This is a genomic window from Sphingomonas sanguinis, from assembly GCF_019297835.1.
Taxonomy (GTDB): domain Bacteria; phylum Pseudomonadota; class Alphaproteobacteria; order Sphingomonadales; family Sphingomonadaceae; genus Sphingomonas; species Sphingomonas sanguinis_D.
Window position 1 is genome coordinate 2103554 of record NZ_CP079203.1, and the last position, 17839, is coordinate 2121392.

General features: G+C 68.2%; 14 protein-coding genes. 7 read left to right on the plus strand and 7 right to left on the minus strand.

The window, feature by feature from the left end; translation table 11 throughout:
• Nucleotides 1-40: 40 nt before the first annotated feature.
• The 4 genes from KV697_RS09805 to KV697_RS09820 are packed head-to-tail and all read right to left on the minus strand — an operon-like array spanning nt 41 to nt 3896.
• Nucleotides 41-409, minus strand: a complete 369-nt coding sequence (locus KV697_RS09805) for a reverse transcriptase-like protein (protein WP_257575811.1) — start codon at nt 407-409, stop codon at nt 41-43.
• The gene (locus KV697_RS09810; RefSeq protein ID WP_219021104.1) at nt 406-2022 is read right to left on the minus strand and encodes an NAD(P)/FAD-dependent oxidoreductase; all 1617 of its coding nucleotides are present in this window, start codon (nt 2020-2022) and stop codon (nt 406-408) included. The genes KV697_RS09805 and KV697_RS09810 overlap by 4 nt, the downstream gene beginning before the upstream one ends.
• A gap of 56 nt (nt 2023-2078) precedes the next feature.
• Entirely contained in the window at nt 2079-2576 is a 498-nt protein-coding gene (locus KV697_RS09815) for a GNAT family N-acetyltransferase (protein ID WP_219021105.1), read from the minus strand.
• Between the two features lie 39 nt (nt 2577-2615).
• On the minus strand, nt 2616-3896 hold the full coding sequence (locus tag KV697_RS09820; protein WP_219021106.1) for an HD-GYP domain-containing protein: 1281 nt from the start codon (nt 3894-3896) through the stop codon (nt 2616-2618).
• 223 nt (nt 3897-4119) lie between these two features.
• On the opposite strand from KV697_RS09820, the gene KV697_RS09825 reads away from it, so the two are divergent.
• The 6 genes from KV697_RS09825 to KV697_RS09850 are packed head-to-tail and all read left to right on the plus strand — an operon-like array spanning nt 4120 to nt 10182.
• Nucleotides 4120-6522 (plus strand): TonB-dependent receptor, encoded by a 2403-nt coding sequence (locus KV697_RS09825; protein WP_219021107.1) that lies wholly within the window; start codon nt 4120-4122, stop codon nt 6520-6522.
• Between the two features lie 18 nt (nt 6523-6540).
• On the plus strand, nt 6541-7224 hold the full coding sequence (locus KV697_RS09830; protein WP_219021108.1) for a Fe2+-dependent dioxygenase: 684 nt from the start codon (nt 6541-6543) through the stop codon (nt 7222-7224).
• Entirely contained in the window at nt 7221-7859 is a 639-nt protein-coding gene (locus tag KV697_RS09835) for a PepSY-associated TM helix domain-containing protein (RefSeq protein WP_219021109.1), read from the plus strand. Before KV697_RS09830 ends, KV697_RS09835 begins: the two co-directional genes overlap by 4 nt.
• Nucleotides 7860-7873: 14 nt before the next feature.
• Nucleotides 7874-8356 carry a DUF2271 domain-containing protein gene (locus tag KV697_RS09840; RefSeq protein WP_219021110.1) on the plus strand — a complete coding sequence of 161 codons (483 nt, stop codon included), beginning with the start codon at nt 7874-7876 and terminating at the stop codon, nt 8354-8356.
• Between the two features lie 15 nt (nt 8357-8371).
• The gene (locus KV697_RS09845; RefSeq protein WP_219021111.1) at nt 8372-9217 is read left to right on the plus strand and encodes a DUF4198 domain-containing protein; all 846 of its coding nucleotides are present in this window, start codon (nt 8372-8374) and stop codon (nt 9215-9217) included.
• Nucleotides 9218-9219: 2 nt separating this feature from the next.
• Nucleotides 9220-10182 carry an FAD:protein FMN transferase gene (locus tag KV697_RS09850; protein ID WP_219021112.1) on the plus strand — a complete coding sequence of 321 codons (963 nt, stop codon included), beginning with the start codon at nt 9220-9222 and terminating at the stop codon, nt 10180-10182.
• A 34-nt stretch (nt 10183-10216) separates the two neighbouring features.
• On the opposite strand, the gene KV697_RS09855 is transcribed toward KV697_RS09850, so the two are convergent.
• Nucleotides 10217-11086, minus strand: coding sequence for an endonuclease/exonuclease/phosphatase family protein (locus KV697_RS09855; protein WP_257575812.1), 870 nt, complete (start codon nt 11084-11086; stop codon nt 10217-10219).
• 184 nt (nt 11087-11270) lie between these two features.
• Here KV697_RS09855 and KV697_RS09860 point away from each other — a divergent pair, with 184 nt between their 5' ends.
• A complete protein-coding gene (locus KV697_RS09860) occupies nt 11271-13367 on the plus strand; it encodes a TonB-dependent siderophore receptor (protein ID WP_219021113.1) in 2097 nt (698 codons plus the stop codon).
• Between the two features lie 33 nt (nt 13368-13400).
• Here the strand turns inward: KV697_RS09860 and KV697_RS09865 are convergent, their stop codons facing one another.
• Both KV697_RS09865 and KV697_RS09870 read right to left on the minus strand, forming a co-directional pair.
• Entirely contained in the window at nt 13401-14717 is a 1317-nt protein-coding gene (locus tag KV697_RS09865) for a chloride channel protein (RefSeq protein WP_219021114.1), read from the minus strand.
• Nucleotides 14718-14785: 68 nt separating this feature from the next.
• Nucleotides 14786-17818 (minus strand): VIT domain-containing protein, encoded by a 3033-nt coding sequence (locus KV697_RS09870; RefSeq protein ID WP_219021115.1) that lies wholly within the window; start codon nt 17816-17818, stop codon nt 14786-14788.
• Nucleotides 17819-17839: the final 21 nt, after the last annotated feature.

A 17839-nucleotide genomic window follows, 5' to 3' on the forward strand; every position in this document is an offset into this window, starting at 1 on the left:
TGGGCCATGCGCGGATCATAGGATCGGCAAAATGATAACGCTATCGGGAAACGTCAGCCTGGAGCCGCGCCAGCGCGATCCCGGCGAGGTTCTGGGTGCGCTTGATATGGCGCAACCGAAAGCGCGGCGGACGCGGCAGGGCGGCCCAGGTCGCGAAATGGACCAGATGCGCGGGCGGCACCCGCACCTTGCCCAGGGCCTGCGCGACCACCGCGGCGGCGTCCCCCAACAGCAGCGCGTCCGCCAGCCCGGCCTCGTGCGCCGCGCGCGTGGCGGCGATCAGCGCCAGCCACTCGGCGGTCATGCTGGTCCCCGGCCCCAGGTCGCGCACGACATGCGCCTTCCCGCCCAGCACCACCGCATATTCCATGCCGCCGGGGCGAAGGCCGCCGTCGAAGAAGATCTTCAAGACGTACCGATGCTGCGCGCGACCGCCTCGGCCGTCTTGATGCCGTCGACCGCCGCCGACAGGATGCCGCCCGCATAGCCCGCGCCCTCGCCCGCAGGATAGAGACCGTAGGTGTTCAGGCTGTGCCCGTCCTCGCCGCGCGTGAAGCGGACGGGCGACGAAGTGCGCGTCTCCACCCCCGTCATCACCACGTCCGGATGGTCGTATCCGGCGATCTGGCGGCCGAAGACCGGAATCGCCTCGCGCATCGCCTCGACCACGAAGTCGGGCAGGCATTCGGACAGGTCGGTCGGCGTCACGCCGGGGCGATAGGAGGGCGTGACCGACCCCAGGCTGGTCGAGGGGCGCTTGGCCAGGAAGTCGCCGACCCGCTGCGCCGGGGCCTTGTAGTTGGAGCCGCCCGCGACATAGGCGCGCTCCTCCCAATGGCGTTGCAGCGCGAGGCCCGCCAGCGGATCGCCGGGAAAGTCGCGCTCCGGATCGATCGCGACCACGAAGCCCGAATTGGCGTTGCGCTCGTTGCGCGAATATTGGCTCATGCCGTTGGTCGCGACGCGGCCCTCTTCGCTGGTCGCGGCGACGACGGTGCCGCCCGGACACATGCAGAAGCTGTAGACCGTCCGCCCGTTCTGGCAGTGGTGCGAGATGTGATATTCGGCCGCGCCCAGGATCGGATTGCCCGCCTGATGCCCGAAGCGCGCGCGGTCGATCCACCCCTGCGGGTGCTCGATCCGTACGCCGATCGAAAAGGGCTTGGCCTCGACATAGACGCCCGCCGATTGGAGCATCGCGAAACTGTCGCGGGCGCTATGGCCGATGGCGAGGACGACATGATCGACCTCCAGATAGCCGCCGCCGTTCAGGTGCAGCCCGCGCACCCGGCGTTGGCCCGATCCGTCCGTCGCGACATCCAGCCCGTCGACGCGAGTAGAGAAACGATATTCGCCGCCCAGCTCCTCGATGGTCGCGCGCATGCTCTCGACCATCGTGACCAGGCGGAAGGTGCCGATATGCGGATGCGCCTCGGTCAGGATTTCGGGCGGCGCGCCCGCTTTCACGAACTCGGTCAGCACCTTGCGGTTCAGGTGGCGCGGGTCCTTGATCCGACTGTAGAGCTTGCCGTCCGAAAAGGTGCCCGCCCCGCCTTCGCCATATTGCACGTTGGATTCGGGGTTGAGCACGCTCCGGCGCCACAGGCCCCAGGTGTCCTGAGTCCGCTCGCGCACCACCTTGCCGCGCTCCAGGATGATCGGGCGATATCCCGCCTGCGCCAGCACCAGCGCGGCGAACAGGCCGCAGGGGCCCGCGCCGATCACCACCGGGCGCTTGGTGCCCGGCGGCGGCCCGCTTGGCAGGTGATAGCGGGTATCGGGCGTGCGCTGTACATCGCGGTCGCGGCGGAACCGCTCCAGCACGGCGGCCTCGTTCTTCAGGTTCACATCGACCGAATAGACGAGCTGGATATTGTTCTTGTCGCGCGCATCATGCCCGCGCCGGGCGATCACGAAGCGCACCAGCTCGCGCGGCGTCACGCGCAACCGGCGACAGATGGCGGCGGGCAGGGCCTCGTCCGCATGGTGGAGAGGCAGTTTCAATTCACTGAGGCGGATCATCCCGCGCGCCATACAGAATTGCACGTCCTCCCGCCATCGCGGCGTGCTACTCAGGTTCAGCCGTCTGGCGTCAGCTCGAAGAGCTTCTGGACGATCCCGTTCCCTTCCCGATAGGTCCGGAAACCCATGGCTGCATAATAGCGTAAGCCCATCGGATTATCCGCGCCGATCGTGGCGTCGATTCGGGTCAGCCCGGCCTCGCTGGCGGCGTGCAGACTGCGGGCGAACAACGCTTTGCCGATGCCCCGCCGATGGGCACGCGGGCTGATATGCGTGCCGATGATGCCCCAGCCTTCGGGCAAGTTATAGCGATTGCCCGCCGCCGCGCGCTTCAGCGACTGGAATCCCATCGCCCCATGGTCGTCGAGCGCGACGCTGCACAAAATGCCGTCCGGTGCCGCGATATAGTGGGAGAGGGTAAAGGCGGGATCGTGCGGGCGCGAACGGCCAGTAAGGGCGATGATTTCCCTCAGCACCTGGCTCATGGCCAAGGCGTCATCCTCTGTCGCCTGGCGGATCAGCATCGCGGCACCCCATGCTTGCGGTTGGTCCATGGCCTTATCCAGTGGCGGTTTCGGTGTCACCGGCTGGAGTTACAGCCCCCCGACCACGCGTTTCAGCGGGGCTTCGGGGACGGCGGGTTCGGCCAGGATTTCGGCCTGGAGCGCAGGCCAGCGTTCGCCGAACCAGTAATCGCCGCGCTCGGCGCGCAATATGGGGTCGTGCGCGGTCGCCACATCCTCGATCGCGGTCGGAACATGGTTGGGAATGTCGAAAAAGGTGCGCACGATCGGCCGGGTCGGGCTTTCCCCTTCGCGCACGACGATGCCCAGCCGGTTGGAATGGAGGCGGACCAGCGCGGCGAATGGCTGGACGCCCAGGCTGGAGATGAAGACGCGCAGCATCTCCGGGTCGAAATGACCGTCCCATTCGATCATCTGCGCCAGCGCCTCGTGCGGCGACCAGGCGCGCTTATAGGGGCGTATCGACGTCACCGCGTCATAGACGTCGCACACGGACGAGATGCGGACGAACTGGCTGATCTCGTCGCCCTTCAGACCGTCGGGATAGCCCGCCCCGTCCATCCGCTCGTGATGGTGGCGGCACACGTCCAGGATGCGCGGGTCGAGATCCTTCATGTCGACCAAGATCCTGTGGCCCAGACCCGGATGACGTCGGATTTCCACCATTTCCTCGGCATTCAGGCGACCGGGTTTGTCGAGGATGTCGGCGGCGATATGCATCTTGCCGATATCATGGAGCAGTCCGGCCATGCCCGCGACATGCACCTCCTCCTCGCTCAGACCCAGATGACGCGCCAGGCTCATCATCAGCGTGCCCACCGCGACCGAGTGGATATAGATATACTGGCCCTTATCCTTCAGCCGCGTGACGGCGATCATCGCGGCAGCGCTCTTGGCGGTCGTCTCGGCGATGTCCTCGACGATCGGGACCAGATCGCTGGTGCGGATGGTGCGGCCCAGCAGCGCTTCGTCGAAGAGGTGCGCGACGGCGGCGGTGGCACGCTCGGACACGGCGCTCGCCCGCTCCAGCTCGGTCGGCGGCTTGGCGCGGCGCGGGCGGAGCGACGTGACGACCGGCGTCGCAGGCGTTTCGGCGGGAGGTGCCAAGGGCAATTCCACCGTCTCGTTCGCGTCGATCATCGTCGGTCCGCGCCCTTTGGCCAGGTCGATGGTGACGGTCGGAACCGACTCGCGAATCTTCGCCAGGTCTTCTGGCTCGGTGAGCAGGAAGGACTTTCGCCAAAACGGGTTGTGCAGCCATGAACAGTGCAGCGCGTGGATATACATGCCGAGCGCGACCTGATTGCTCCCGATCTGGATGTAACGATTCGTGGTCGACGTCTCTTCCATTCCTGAAATCTAACCCATGTGACGTAAAATTTTGGTTTCGGGATCGACAAATTTCGAATTTTTGGAGCCGGATGGCGCCTCGATCCCGATGCCGACCGGTGTCCATTTCGGACCGGCTCCCCTGCCTCGCCTCCATCATTCGATGACATTTTGATAATCATTATCAATCGCGTTGACAGTGCGAATGTTTCTCAATAGCTGGCGCGGCAAAGGGGAAAGATTCATGTCACATTCGTTCATCGCCCTGTCGTGCGTGGGCTTCCTGGCCACCGCGCCCCATGTCGCCGCCGCCGAAACCGGCCCGCGTGCCGATAACGCAGCGCCGAGCGCCGCCGCCGCGAAGTCGCAGGATTCGACCGGCCAGCGCGACGTGATCGTCACCGGCCAGCGTGCGACCGACGCCGCGAGCCTGGAAAGCCCGAAGGCGACCGCCGCGCTGCTCGACACGCCGCAGACGATCACCGTGGTCAGTGAGCAGATCATCCGTAAGCAGAACCTCCAGACGCTGCGCGACGTGCTCCAGACGCTGCCGGGCATCACCTTCGGCGCGGGCGAGGGCGGCGGCGGTTACGGCGATTCGATCAATCTGCGCGGCTATTCGGCCAGCAACGACATCACCATCGACGGCGTGCGCGACAGCGCGCAGTACAGCCGTACCGACCCGTTCAACCTGCAACAGGTCGAGGTCTATAATGGCGCGAACAGCGTCTTCAACGGATCGGGTTCGGTCGGCGGGACGATCAACCTCGTCTCCAAGGTGCCCACGTCCGAGACGCTGACCATCGTGCAGGGCTCGGTCGGCACCGACAATTATTATCGCGGCGCGATCGACAGCAATGTCCGCGTGTCGGATCTGGTCGCGGTGCGCCTGAACGGCGCGTACCACCATAACGACGTGCCCGGCCGCGATGTCGAGAAGATGCAGCGCTGGGGCATCGCGCCCTCGGTCACGATCGGCATCGGCGGCCCGACCAGCCTGACGCTCGCCTATGTCCATCAGGAGGATCGCAACACGCCGGTCTACGGCATCCCCTGGTTCGATAATGGCCTGGTCGACGGCTTCGTGCCGGGGGCCAAGCGCTCCAGCTATTTCGGCATCGCCAATCTCGACCGGCAGGACAGCATTGTCGACCGCTTCACCGCGACCTTCCGCCACCAGATCGACGAGCATTGGAGCGTGCGCAACCTGACCCGCTGGCAGCAGGTTACGCAGGATAGCGTCACCTCAGCGCCGCAGGGGACGTTCTGCCTCGCCGCCACTGGTCGCCAGCCGGTGACGGCGACGCCGGGCGCAACCGTCGGCGCGGCCTGCCCCGCCAATGTGCCCGCCGGCTTCTATCTGCCCTCCGGCCCGCGCGGGCTGGTCCGTGATCAGCAGAACCAGATGCTGACCGACCAGATCGACCTGCGCCATGAAGCAGGCGCGAAGGGTGGTTTCCACAATGTGCTGAACATCGGCATGTCGGGCATGATCGAGAATTACCAGATCACCCAAGGCTCGCTGCTGCGCAATGCAGACGGCAGCGCGGTGTCGCCGCTGCCGCTGATCAACATCGCCAATCCGAACACCAACTATACCGGCCCGGTCAACTTCACGACCACCGCCCAATCGCGCAGCGAGACGCGCAATCTGGCCGTCTATGCCTTCGACACGCTGGCGCTGAACCGCTTCTTCGAGCTGAATGGCGGCGTGCGCTGGGAATATCAGGAAGCGAATTTCCGCGCCCTGCCGCTCACCGTAGTGCCGCCGGGCTCGACCCAGTTGACCGCGCTTCAGGCTGCTCCGCAGACCAGCCGCGAAAAGCTGTTCTCCTGGCGGGCGGGCGCGGTATTCCACCCGGTCGAGAATGTCAGCGTCTATGCGGGCTATGGCAACGCCAAGACACCGTCCTCGACGACCGTCCGGCTCGGTTGCGGCGTGCCGTCCACCGCGACCGCTGCGAACCCCTGTGCCGTCGCGCCCGAAACCGCCAAAAATTATGAGGCGGGCGTGAAGGCGGGGCTGTTCGGCCGTCGCCTGGAGCTGACCGCCGCCGTCTTCCGCAACGAGCGGACCAATTACCGCGTGCCCTCCAACGATCCGGCGCTGCCGGTGGGCTTGCAGGTGCTGGACGGGCGCAGCCGGGTGGACGGCATCGCGCTGGGTGCGTCGGGATCGATCACCCCGGCCTGGACGATCTTCGCCAACTATACCTATCTCGACGGCAAGGTGCTGCAGAGCATCTCCAACCGCGACAAGGCGGCGGGCGTGCTCGATCCGCAGGCGGGCAGCCAGCTGATCCAGACGCCCAAACATTCGGGCAGCCTGTTCACCACCTATAAGCTGCCCTTCGGCCTGGAGGTCGGTTACGGCCTGACCTATCAGGGATCGTTCGCGACCAATGCGCCGGTCGCGGCCAATCCGGTGCAGTTCGATGTGGACGATTATCTGATCCACCGCGCCTTCCTGGCCTATACCATCGCCCAGCGCTGGACGATGCAGCTCAACGTCCAGAACTTCACCGACGAGAAATATGTCACGGGCGTGCGCAACAACATCAACGCGACGACCGGCAACATCACCGGCGGCTGGGCGATCCCCGGCGACCGGCGTCAGGCGACGCTGAGCCTGTTCTACAACTTCTGACCGGACTAGCCTTCGTCGATGCTGATCGTCCTTCCCGATATCCTCGATCCCGCCGGGGTCGCCCAGGTCCGCCGCGTCATCGATGCGGGAGCCTGGGCGGACGGCAATGCCACCTCCGGCCCGCAGGCGGCGCTCGCCAAGCGCAACGAGCAGTTGCCGGAGGATTCGGGGGCGGCGGTCGAGGCGGGGCGGATGGTCCTCGACGCGCTGGGGCGGTCGCCGCTGTTCGTGGCGGCGGCCCTGCCGCTCAAGGTCTATCCGCCGCTGTTCAACCGCTATGCGGGCGGCCAGGCGTTCGACGTGCATGTCGACAATGCCGTGCGGCTGAAGCGGGGCAGCGACTTCCGGATGCGCTCCGACCTGTCGCTGACCCTCTTCCTCGAGGACCCGGACGCCTATGACGGCGGCGAGCTGGTGGTCGAGGATCTGTACGGCGAACAGCGGGTGAAGCTGGCCGCGGGCAGCGCGGTCCTCTATCCCGCCTCCAGCCTGCACCGGGTCGAGCCCGTCACGCGAGGGGCCCGTGTCGCCTCCTTCCTGTGGATTCAATCCATGGTCCGCGACGATGGCGAACGGCGCATCCTGTTCGACCTGGACCGCGCGGTGCAGCGGGTGGGGGCGGACAAGGGGCAGGGCGATCGCTCGGTGGTCGAGCTGACCGGCGTCTATCACAACCTGCTGCGCCGCTGGGCCGACGCATGAGCGCGGCCACCGCCCCCAGCCCCAAGAAGCGCAAATGGCGCGGCTGGTGGCTGAAACAGCTTCACACCTGGCACTGGATCAGCGCGGCGGTGTCGCTGGTCGGCATGATGCTGTTCGCGATCACCGGCCTGACCCTCAACCACGCCGCCAGCATCTCGGCCAGCCCGAAGACGGTGCAGAAGAGCGGGCTGCTCGCCCCCGGCCTGCGCCCGCTCTTGGCCAATCCGAAGACGAATGACGCCCCCCTGCCGCCGCGCGTCGCCGAGGCGGTGGCGCGCGCGGTCGATCTCGATCCCGCCGGGCGGCCGGGCGAATGGTCGGACGGCGAGGTCTATGTCGCCATGCCGCGCCCCGGCGGCGACGCCTGGGTCAGTATCGACCGGGCGAGCGGCGCGATCACGTCCGAGCGGACCGATCGCGGCTGGGTCTCCTACCTCAACGACCTGCACAAGGGGCGCAATGCCGGGACCGCCTGGTTCTGGTTCATCGACGCCTTTGCGGTCGCCTGTATCGTCTTCACCCTGACCGGGCTGCTGCTGCTCCAGATGCACGCGCGGCACCGGCCCTCGACCTGGCCGCTGGTCGCGGCGGGCTTCCTGCTTCCGGCGGCGATCGCCGTCTTCTTCCTGCACTGATGGAGAGTTTCACGATGCGATCGACCGCTGTTCTTGCGCTGGGCGTGGTGGCGTTGCCGGGGGCGGCAGGGGCCGCGACGGTGAACGTCACCATCCCGCGCCTCAACGTCGCCGAATATCACAAGCCCTATGTCGCGGTCTGGCTGGAGCCCGCGAGCGGCGGCCCGGCGCGCACGCTGGCGGTCTGGTATGCCGTCAACAAGACCGTCGGCGAGCCCGGCACCAAATGGCTGGCCGATCTGCGCGCCTGGTGGCGGAAGGGCGGACGGAGCATGGCGATGCCCGCAAACGGCATCAGCGGCGCGACCCGCGCGCCCGGCACCCATGCCATCCCGCTGCCCGCCGACCTGAAGCCCGGCCAATATGTCCTGAATGTCGAGGCCGCGCGCGAGACGGGCGGGCGCGAGCTGGTGCAGGTGCCGCTGACCGTGCCCAATCCCCAGGGCCGCGCTGCGGGCAGCCATGAACTGGGTGCCGTCACCATTTCGGCCCGCTGACAGGGAAGGGTCATCATGAAGACGCATCGCCTCCGACTGCTCGCCGCCGCCGCCTTGCTGGCGATACCGGGCCTGGCCTCGGCGCATCGCATGTGGCTGCTCCCCTCTGGCACCATCTTTTCGGGCACCGACAGCTGGGTGACGGTCGACAGCGCCGTGTCCAACGACCTGTTCTATGCCGACCACCAGCCCGGCCGGATCGAGATGGTGAAGGTCTGGCAGCCCGACGGCACGCCGGGGCATATCCAGAACGGCTCGACCGGGCGCTATCGCTCGGTTTTCGACGTGCAGCTCGATAAGCCCGGCACCTGGAAGATCGGGACCGAGATGGCGGGCATCATGGGCAGCTTCAAGGTGGACGGCGTCGAGAAGCGCGTCGGCGGGCGCGGCGGGCCGCCGGGGCCGAGCGGCATGCGCCAGCCGCCGCTGACCGTCGCCGACATCCCCGCCAACGCGACCGATGTGACCCTGACCGAGACGCTCGGCCGCAACGAGATTTTCGTCACCGCAGGCGAGCCGACGCGCACCGTGCTGAAACCGACGGGCAAGGGGCTGGAGTTCGATCCCGTCACCCACCCGGACGAACTGGTCGCGGGCGAGACGGCGAAGTTCCGCTTCCTGGTCGACGGCAAGCCCGCACCGAACCTGAAGGTCACGATCGTCCCCGGCGGCAAGCGCTACCGCGATGCCGAAGGCGCCAAGGAGGTGACGACCGACGCGCAAGGCGTGCTGAGCTATGCCTGGCCGGCGGCGGGCATGTACTGGCTGAACGCGACGCTGACCGACGACAAGCCGACCGCCCCGCGCGCGACGCAGCGGCGGATGAGCTACACCACCACCCTTGAAGTCATGACGCCGTAACCATGCGCATCGTCCTGCCGCCCCGGATCGACCCGAACGCCGTGGCGAGTGGCGATCCGGCGGCCATCGTCACGCTGGGTGGCGAGACGATGGGGACGATGTGGCGCGTGCGCTACGCCACCCGCGACGTGGCCGGTGCGCAAGGCGTGGGCGAAGCGGTGCAGGCGCGGCTCGACGATCTGGTCGCGCAGATGAGCCACTGGGCGACCGACTCGGTGCTCTCACGCTTCAAGCGATCGCCATCGGAAAGCTGGATCGCGCTGTCGCCCGACTTTGCGGCCGTGATCGACACGGCGTTGCGGGTCGCGGCGCTGAGCGACGGAGCATTCGATCCGGCGATCGGGCATCTGGTCGATCTCTGGGGCCATGGGCCGAAGGGGCCGCAGCCCCTGCCCGATGCGGCGGCGATTGCACTGGCCCAAGCGACGGGCGGCTGGCGACGGTTGCGCTGGGACGCAGGCGCGGCGCGGCTCTGGCAGCCGGGCGGCGTCGCGCTCGACCTGTCGGGCATCGCCAAGGGTTATGCCGCCGATGCGGTCGCCGACATGCTCGCAGGTTTGGGCTTCGGCCATTGTCTGGTCGAGGTGGGCGGGGAACTGGTCGGGCGCGGCACGCGGCCCGATGGCGATCCCTGGTGGGTTGATCTCGAAACCCCGCCGCGCGTCGACGCGGCCCCGATGCGCGTGGCGCTGCACCAGATGGCGGTGGCGGGCAGCGGGACCTATCGCAAGGGCGAGCATGGCCTCGACCCGCGCACCGGCCACCCGCCGGACAACGGCGTGGTCGCGGTCCATGTCATCGCGCAGACCGGGATGCTCGCCGATGCGCTGGCGACGGCGGTGGCGATACTGTTCCCCGACCTGTCGGCACTGGCGCCGCTACAGGTCGCGGCACGCATTCTGGTCCGCCGGGATGGCCGCATCGACGAAATCCTGACCGAGCCGCTTCAGGCGCTGCTCGGCTGACATCCTCCCCGCGCAAGGGGAGGATTGCAGGGCGTCAGCGATCCTCGTCCGCAAATTCCAGCGTCGCCCGGACCGGAAAATGATCCGACGGATAGGTCTTGTCCTGATGATAGCTATCGGTCGCGATCGACTCCGCGCGAAAGCCGCGCAGGAAGAGATAGTCGATCCGCCGGTCGGGCGTACCGGTGAAGTCGTGGAAGGTCATTTCCGGCCCCTCGCGTCGTGCGGCGGTAGGCCAGGCGTCGGTCAGCGCGCCCGCGAAGCGGCGATAGGCCGCCGTGTCGGGCCGCGCGTTCATGTCGCCCGCCACCACCACCGGCAGCCCCTTGGCCAGTGCGGGGAGCCGCGCCAGGATCAGCGCCGCCGCCTTGTCGCGCGCGTCGGCATCCTCGTCGCGGTGGGCAAGATGCGTGTCGAGGAACAGGAAGCGGTGCGGCTTCTCCCCCTTGGTCTCGAACACCGCCCAATTCGCCATGCGCGGCAGGTCGGTGCCCCAGCTCTGGCTGCCGACGACATCCGGTGTGTCGGACAGCCAGAAATCGCCATGCGCGACCAGGGTCAGCCGGTCGGGACGATAGAAGATCCCCATATGCTCATTGGCATGCCCACCCATCCGGTCGCGCCCGAACCAGCGATAGCCGGGCAGCGCACGGGTCAGGTCGTCGCCCTGCCGCTGGAGCAGTTCCTGCGTGGCGATCACATCGGGCGCATCGCGGCGGATCAATTCGGCCATTACCGGCCGCCGCACTGCCCAGCGCGTCGCCCCCTCGTCCGACGCATAGCGTACGTTAAAGGTCATGACCCTGATCGGTTCGGGGATCGGTTCGGCGATCGCCCCCGTCGCCGCGAGCAGCCCCGCCGCCGCCAGCGCCACACCCCGAATCGTCCGCCGCACCACCGTCATTCCCATTACCCCTCATAGACTTACACCATGGCGCAACGCCGCCCGTGGGTCATGGCTGCATCACATGGCATGCGCGTGACACGCTTCGTCATCACGCCACCAAAACCAAAACAGGTCCAATTTCCGATTGAGAGTTATTAGCATTATCGATATTGGCCGCGCCGAAATCGATTGGGGGCCGTATATGTCGAAGGTAATCTGGCGCGCGATTCTGCTGGCCGGGGTGGCGGTGAGCCAGGGTGCGGTGGCGCAGACGCTGGCCGCCCCCGTCGATGGCGGCAGCGACGATCAGAAGGATATCGTCGTCACGGCCTTGCGCGATGCCAATGCCAGCATCACCGGCACCGACACGCCACCCCATCGCTATCCACAGTCCCTGCGCGTCATCGATCGCGCGATCATCGACCGGACCGGCGCGACCCGGCTGGACGACACGATCGATCTGGCGGGCGGCGTGTCGCGGCAGAACGACTTTGGCGGGCTGTGGGACAAATATGCCATTCGCGGCTTCGCGGGGAACGAGAATAGCGGTCCCGATATCCTCATCAACCGCTTCAGCAGCAACCTCGGCTTCAACGCACCGGTCGACGTCGCCACGGTCGAGCGGTTCGAGTTCCTGAAGGGCGCCGCCGCCGCGCTGTCGGGGCTGGGCGAGCCGGGCGGGTCGCTCAACATCGTCACCAAGGCGCCGACCGCGACGCCCCAGGGCGAGGCATCGCTCAGCTATGGCAGCTGGAACCGGGTGCGCGCGACCGGCGACATCAGCGGCCCGGTGACGAACACCCTGTCCGCGCGGCTGATCGGCGTGTCGGAACAGGGCGACAGCTTCCGCAACTATGTCCATACCGACCGCCTGCTGCTCGCGCCGTCCTTGTCCTTCACGCCGAGCCAGGACCTGCGCTTCCTCTATCAGGGCGAGTTCATGCGCAACCGCGCGCCGATCGATCGCGGCGTGGCGGCGATCAAGGGCGATGCCCGCGCGATGGACCGCGACACCTTTCTCGGCGAGCCTGCCGATGGCCGCATGACCCAGCGGATGCTGTGGCAGCAGGGCAGCGTGTTCGCCGCGCTGAGCGACCGCATCTCGCTGGAGGCCGGACTGTCCAGCCGCGACGGTTTCCTCACCGGCTATGCCACCCAGGTCGATTTCGGCGCACGCGGGGTGCAGGCCGATGGCCGGACGATCGGCCGGTCGCGGCGCTTCCACGATTTCCGCTGGCAGGACCTGACCGCCCGCTTCGAGCTGACTGCCAAGGCCGACTGGCTGGGCCTGTCGCACGACATTCGCGTCGGCGTCGACCGGGTGCGGCACGGCCTGGACTTCCGCATGGATCAGGCGCGCGGGCGACCGGGGGCGCCGATCCTGACCATCGACGCCTTCAACCCCGTCTATGGCCAGCCGTTGCCGGTACCCACTCCCTTTCAGGATCGCCATCATTCGTTCCGCAGCGAGAGCGTCTATGCGCAGGACCTGATCCGCTTCGGCGACTTCACCGCGCTGATCGGGGCGCGCTGGAATAATTTCCGCGAGACGATGACCAATTATCTGCGCGGCAATCTGGTGCTGGATACGATCGATCGCGGCATCACTCCGCGCGCCGCGCTGACCTGGGCGGCGAGCCCGCAATTCTCGCTCTTCACCAGCTGGGGCCAGTCGCTGCGGCTCAACCCCTCGGACGGGATCAGCAGTTTCGATGCGGAGCGCAGCGACTCGACCGAGATCGGCGCCAAGTACAGCCTGTTCGGCGGCGCGCTGACCGGACAGACGGCGCTGTTCACCATGACCAAGCGTAACGTGCTGAACCCCAATGCCACCGACCCGTTCGTCAAGACGCAGATCGGGCGGCAGCGATCGCGGGGGATCGAGACGGTCGCCGATCTTCACCTGACCAGCGGCCTGACCGGCACCGCGACCTACACCTATACCGACGCCACGGTGCGCAACGACAAGAACCCCGCGCTGATCGGCACGATGTTGTCCAATGTCCCGAAGCATCTCGCCGCGCTCGACCTCCATCAGCGGCTGGGCGCGGTGACGATCGGCGGCGGCGTGACCCATGTCGGCGCGCGCAACGGCGATCCCTATGCCAGCGGCTACCGCCTGCCCGCCTATACGGTCGCGCGGCTGGATGCGAGCTGGGCGGTCAACCCGCGCTTCGACGTGCGGCTCGACCTCGATAACCTGTTCGACACCTATTATATTTCGAGCAGCTATGCCGATGTCTGGACGATGCCCGGCGCGCCGCGCAACGTTCGCGTGACGCTGCGCGGGCGGTTCTGATCTTCGCGGGGAAGGCACCCCCTCCCCCGCCGCTCACCGCATCGTGAAGGTGTGCGACAGGCCGTGGTACAGCTTTTCGCGGCAGATCAGCTGGCTGACCCCGTCGGCGATGAAGGCGGTGGCGAACATCGGCAGCATCAGGCCGCGGCTGGCGGTCGTCTCCGACAGGATGATGACGGCGGTCAGCGGCGCGCGAACCACGCCCGCGAAATAGCCGACCATGCCCAGGATCACGATCGCCGAGGCGGGCGATCCGGGAAAGATCGAGTGCAACAGATTGCCCAGCCCCGCCCCTACCGACAGCGACGGTGCGAAGATACCGCCGGGCAGCCCGGCGACGGCGGTGGCCAGCGTCGCCAGGAACTTGGCCGGGCCGTACCAGAGCGGCGCATCGACCCCGACGATCATCGCCCGCGCCGCGCCATAGCCTGTGCCCCAGGTCAGCCCGGTGCCGACGCCCAGACCTGCGACGACCACCCCGCACAGCCCGGCGAACATCACCGGCCGCGCCTTACTCCACTGGGTCACGCGGTTGGTGCCGGTCGCCATCATCAGCATCAGCCGGGCGAAGCCGCCGCCCGCCAGCCCGCCGACGATCCCGGCGACGGGAGCGGCGACCAGCGCCGTCACGATCGGCATATGCGCGCCGATCAGCCCGAAATATACGTAATCGCCCTGCGCCGACTGGGCGACCATGCCCGCGATCGCGATGGCGGCGATGACCAGCAGCGTGACCTTCTGCTCATAGGCCGAAGCCAGTTCCTCGATGGCGAAGAGCAGCCCGGCCAGCGGCGTGTTGAACGCCGCCGCGACACCCGCCGCGCCGCCCGCGATCAGCACCGCCCCGCGTAGCGGCACGCCCAGGATGCGGTGGGTCAGCCCCATGATCGCGGCGGCGATCTGCACCGTCGGCCCCTCGCGCCCGACCGACGCGCCGCCCAGCACCGCCGCCAGCGTCAGCCCGGCCTTGGCGACGACGGTGCGGATCGACACCAGCCCGCCGGTCGCGCGCTCGGGATCGGCCTGCGCCGCCATCACCTGCGGAATGCCCGATCCGCGCGCGAGCGGCGCGAACCGCCGCGTGATCCACACCAGCGCGGCGAACAGCAGCGGGGTCACGACCAGCGGCGCCCAGTGATAGCGGTGCGAGAAATGGTGGAACATCTCGCCCGCCGCATCCGCCGCCTCGGCAAAGACGGTCGCGGCCAGCCCGATCGCCACCGCGCCGATCAGGATCGCCAGCCGGGTGCGGAACTTGACCGACCCCGGCCCCTGCTTTCGCAACAGCGCACGGTAGCGCGCGGGCGTCCATTTGCGGAACGACGAAAGGGGCGGACTCTGCTCGGCCATGTCCTGTCCCCTACACCCTTATCGCTCCGTAAAACCAGCCGAACCGGACCGGCCCGGATTCGGTACGGTCAGGGCAGCGGCGCTCCGCCTTTCGCCGCGACCTTGCCCGACACCGGCTTGCCCGGCACGACGACGCGGCCGATCATCCGCGCGCCCTTTTCATCGCGCTTCAGCTCGATGTCGACGCTCTCGACCGTCTCGTCGCGCCGTCCGAAATTGCGGAACAGATGCGCGGTCAGGATGGTCGCGCCATTGGGGTCGATCCGGTCGGGTGCAAAGACATTGGCCTGCACCGTGTAGGTGCCCGGCGGCGCGGCATGGATCATATATTCCTCCGGCCCATAGCCCCGCGTCATATCGCGCGACAGCCGCCCGCCGATCGCGGTGCGGTTGTTGTTGTAGATCGCCCGCTCGCGCGTCGGCTCGTCGACCCACAGATCCATGTCCGAGCCGTCGGTGGTCCAATCGATGACCACGCGCATATCGACATCGAGCAGCATGACCAGCCGGAGGTCCATCGCCACCGTGCCGCCCAGCTTGCGCAGGCGCGGCAGCATCGCATTGGCCTCGTTCAGCGCGATCAGGTCGATGCCGTCCCATGTCTCGGCCTGCGGGCTGGTCGCGACCTCATAGAGCAGGGTGATCGCGCGGGTCAGGTCCGCCTTGGCCTGCGCCGGACGGGCGGCGGCACGGCGCGCGAGCGTCAGCGCGAGCAGGCGGCGCGGCTGCGGTCGGTCCGGGTCGAGCACCGCCTGCCGCTCGCGCAGCTCGACCGCACGGTCCCAGTCGCCGTACCGCTCCAGGCGGTCGGCGACCATGCCCAGCGTCGTGTCGTCGGCGGTCGGCAGGTCCAGCGCCGACAACACCATCTCGCGGGCCTCGGCCATCCGGTCCCGCTTGGCCAGCCAGGCGGCGGTGTCGAGATAGAAGATCGGCAAGGCCCCGTGCCGCGCCTCCGCCTCGCGGAAGCGTTCGGCGAAATCGGCGGGCTTGCCGTCATACAGTTCCAGATAGGGGCGATCGGGCTGCCACGCGTCGATCTGGACCGAGGATGCCGCCGGGGTCGCTGTTGCCCCGGGGGTCACACGAAACCGGCTGCCCGTCGCGATGACATTTCCTGTCGCCGGACTGACGCGCGGCGCGGGAGGAGCCGCGGGAGCGGGAGGCGCGCCCGGCGCAGACATGACAACTTCGTCCGGCGCGGGCGGAGGTGGCGGCGGCGGCGGCGGCGGTGGCGGCGGTGGCGGCGGTGGCGGTGGCGGCGCTGCAGGCGACGCGGTCGGTTGCGCCAGCGGGACGACGGTCGAGGTCGTCCGGTCGAAGCTGCGCGAGGTCGCGATCCGCTTGGGCTGCGTGGCGGGGTCGAACTTCGTCTTCCACCACGCCACCTCGTCCTGCCATTCCTTGAGCAGCGTATCGAAATGGCGCTGCGCGATGCGAGCGGCGTCCGCCTCCATCGCCTTGCGCTGACGGGCATAATCATCGCGCCACTCGGCGGGCAGGGTCGCGGGCGGATCGATCTTGGCGTTCAGATAGTCGCTAACGCTCTCCAGCACGAGGAAGGACAGGCTGGGGCTGGCAATGCCATAGCGGCGACTGAGCGCCACATAGGCGTCGCGCTGCTCGGTCGCGCCCAGCGTCGCCAGCGCATCCTGCGCCAGGAGCGCCCCCGGACCGTCAAAGGCCGGAGCCTCGCCGCCGCCATCAATGGTGCGGACCAAATCCTGCCCCGCACCCAGCCGGATCTTCACCGGCCCGAAGCCCGGCGCGCGGACCAGCACCGCCCAGCGTCCCTGGGCGGCGGCCAGCGGCACGAAGGGCAAGGGGCGGTCGTCGCGGTCGGTGACGGCGATCACGCCGGGCGCACTGGCCTGCAACAGCGCCAGCGCCGCCGCCGGATCGTCGCCCAGCGGGATCAGCCGCCCGCCATGCGCGCGCGCCAGATGCCCCAGCCAGGCCCGGTCGTCGCTGCCCGCGCTGCTGACCACGTCGAGCGGACAGCGCAGCGTGATCGCCGTATCGCGGTCGATGGTCGCCCGCCCATCGGTGAAGATCAGGCAGCGATCGGCGGGGCCACCCTGCGACAGCGGCGCGAAGCTCGTCGCCCCGCGATAGTCGAGCGCGCCCAGCCAGGCGGCGGCTTCCCCGGCGGTGGTGACCGCCTTGGTCTGCCCACCGCTGCTGTTGAAGGCGACCAGTTCGACCTTGGCGGGATGCCAGCGATCGATCGCCGTACGGACCAGCGCGACCTCGCGCGCCGTGTCGGCCTTCAGCCGCGAACGCGACCGATCCCAATAGATCCGCAGATGCGCCGGAGCCGCCTCGCCCCCCGCAGCGGCGGGCAGGTCGCCGCCCAGTTCCAGATCGCGCTCGCCATTATGATGGGCGCTCGCGACCAGATCGGCGGCGCGGCCCGGCGCGATCGTCAAACCGCCGGAGAGCGGCTTGTCCTTGCCGCCGACCGAACCGCCCCAGCCTTCGCCGTCCGCCGTGATCGCCAGCGGCGTGTCGTCCAGCGTTACCATCGGCTTGGTCGTGCCGCTGGCATGGACGCGGATCGACCAGTCGCCCACCGAACCCTCGAACCCCAGCGGCAGGCGCCAGCCCTCCGCCCCGACGGGCGCGACGAAGCGCACCCGGATCGTCCGCCCGCTGCCCGGCCAGATCGGAAAGACACGGGTCGAAAAGACATTGTCCGCGCTGACCTCGGCCAGACCGGGATCGATCCGCTGGCGCACGCGCGCTTCATAGACCGCCTTGGCACGCGGGCGGTCGACCAGCACGCCGTCGACCATCTGCCCGCCGACATCCAGCGCATAGCCGGTGACGACGGCACCCTCGGGCAGGGTGAGGCGGAAATCGCCCTCCAGCTGCTCGGACTCAGGGTTGGCGAAAGCAGCGGTGACGGTGGTTTCGACGACGCTGCCGCGTTGCTCGACCGCGATGTCCAGCCGCTTCAGCGTCAGGTTGCGCTCGTGCGCGGCGTCGCGGATGCCGCCCGCATGGGCCTTGAGCACGGGATTGGCACTCTGCGCCCAAGCCCCCTGCCCCAGGATCAGGGCAAGCCCCAGCGCCACGAGTCCACGCCACCGTGCCAGCATCTTCGCCCCCTCCGATCGCCC

Coding starts and splice junctions, on each gene's coding strand:
- KV697_RS09820 (WP_219021106.1), bottom strand. CDS start 3,896: ATGGAAGAGACGTCGACCACGAATCGTTACATCCAGATCGGGAGCAAT.
- KV697_RS09830 (WP_219021108.1), top strand. CDS start 6,541: ATGCTGATCGTCCTTCCCGATATCCTCGATCCCGCCGGGGTCGCCCAG.
- KV697_RS09815 (WP_219021105.1), bottom strand. CDS start 2,576: ATGGACCAACCGCAAGCATGGGGTGCCGCGATGCTGATCCGCCAGGCG.
- KV697_RS09850 (WP_219021112.1), top strand. CDS start 9,220: ATGCGCATCGTCCTGCCGCCCCGGATCGACCCGAACGCCGTGGCGAGT.
- KV697_RS09865 (WP_219021114.1), bottom strand. CDS start 14,717: ATGGCCGAGCAGAGTCCGCCCCTTTCGTCGTTCCGCAAATGGACGCCC.
- KV697_RS09835 (WP_219021109.1), top strand. CDS start 7,221: ATGAGCGCGGCCACCGCCCCCAGCCCCAAGAAGCGCAAATGGCGCGGC.
- KV697_RS09845 (WP_219021111.1), top strand. CDS start 8,372: ATGAAGACGCATCGCCTCCGACTGCTCGCCGCCGCCGCCTTGCTGGCG.
- KV697_RS09860 (WP_219021113.1), top strand. CDS start 11,271: ATGTCGAAGGTAATCTGGCGCGCGATTCTGCTGGCCGGGGTGGCGGTG.
- KV697_RS09840 (WP_219021110.1), top strand. CDS start 7,874: ATGCGATCGACCGCTGTTCTTGCGCTGGGCGTGGTGGCGTTGCCGGGG.
- KV697_RS09825 (WP_219021107.1), top strand. CDS start 4,120: ATGTCACATTCGTTCATCGCCCTGTCGTGCGTGGGCTTCCTGGCCACC.
- KV697_RS09870 (WP_219021115.1), bottom strand. CDS start 17,818: ATGCTGGCACGGTGGCGTGGACTCGTGGCGCTGGGGCTTGCCCTGATC.
- KV697_RS09810 (WP_219021104.1), bottom strand. CDS start 2,022: ATGATCCGCCTCAGTGAATTGAAACTGCCTCTCCACCATGCGGACGAG.
- KV697_RS09855 (WP_257575812.1), bottom strand. CDS start 11,086: ATGACGGTGGTGCGGCGGACGATTCGGGGTGTGGCGCTGGCGGCGGCG.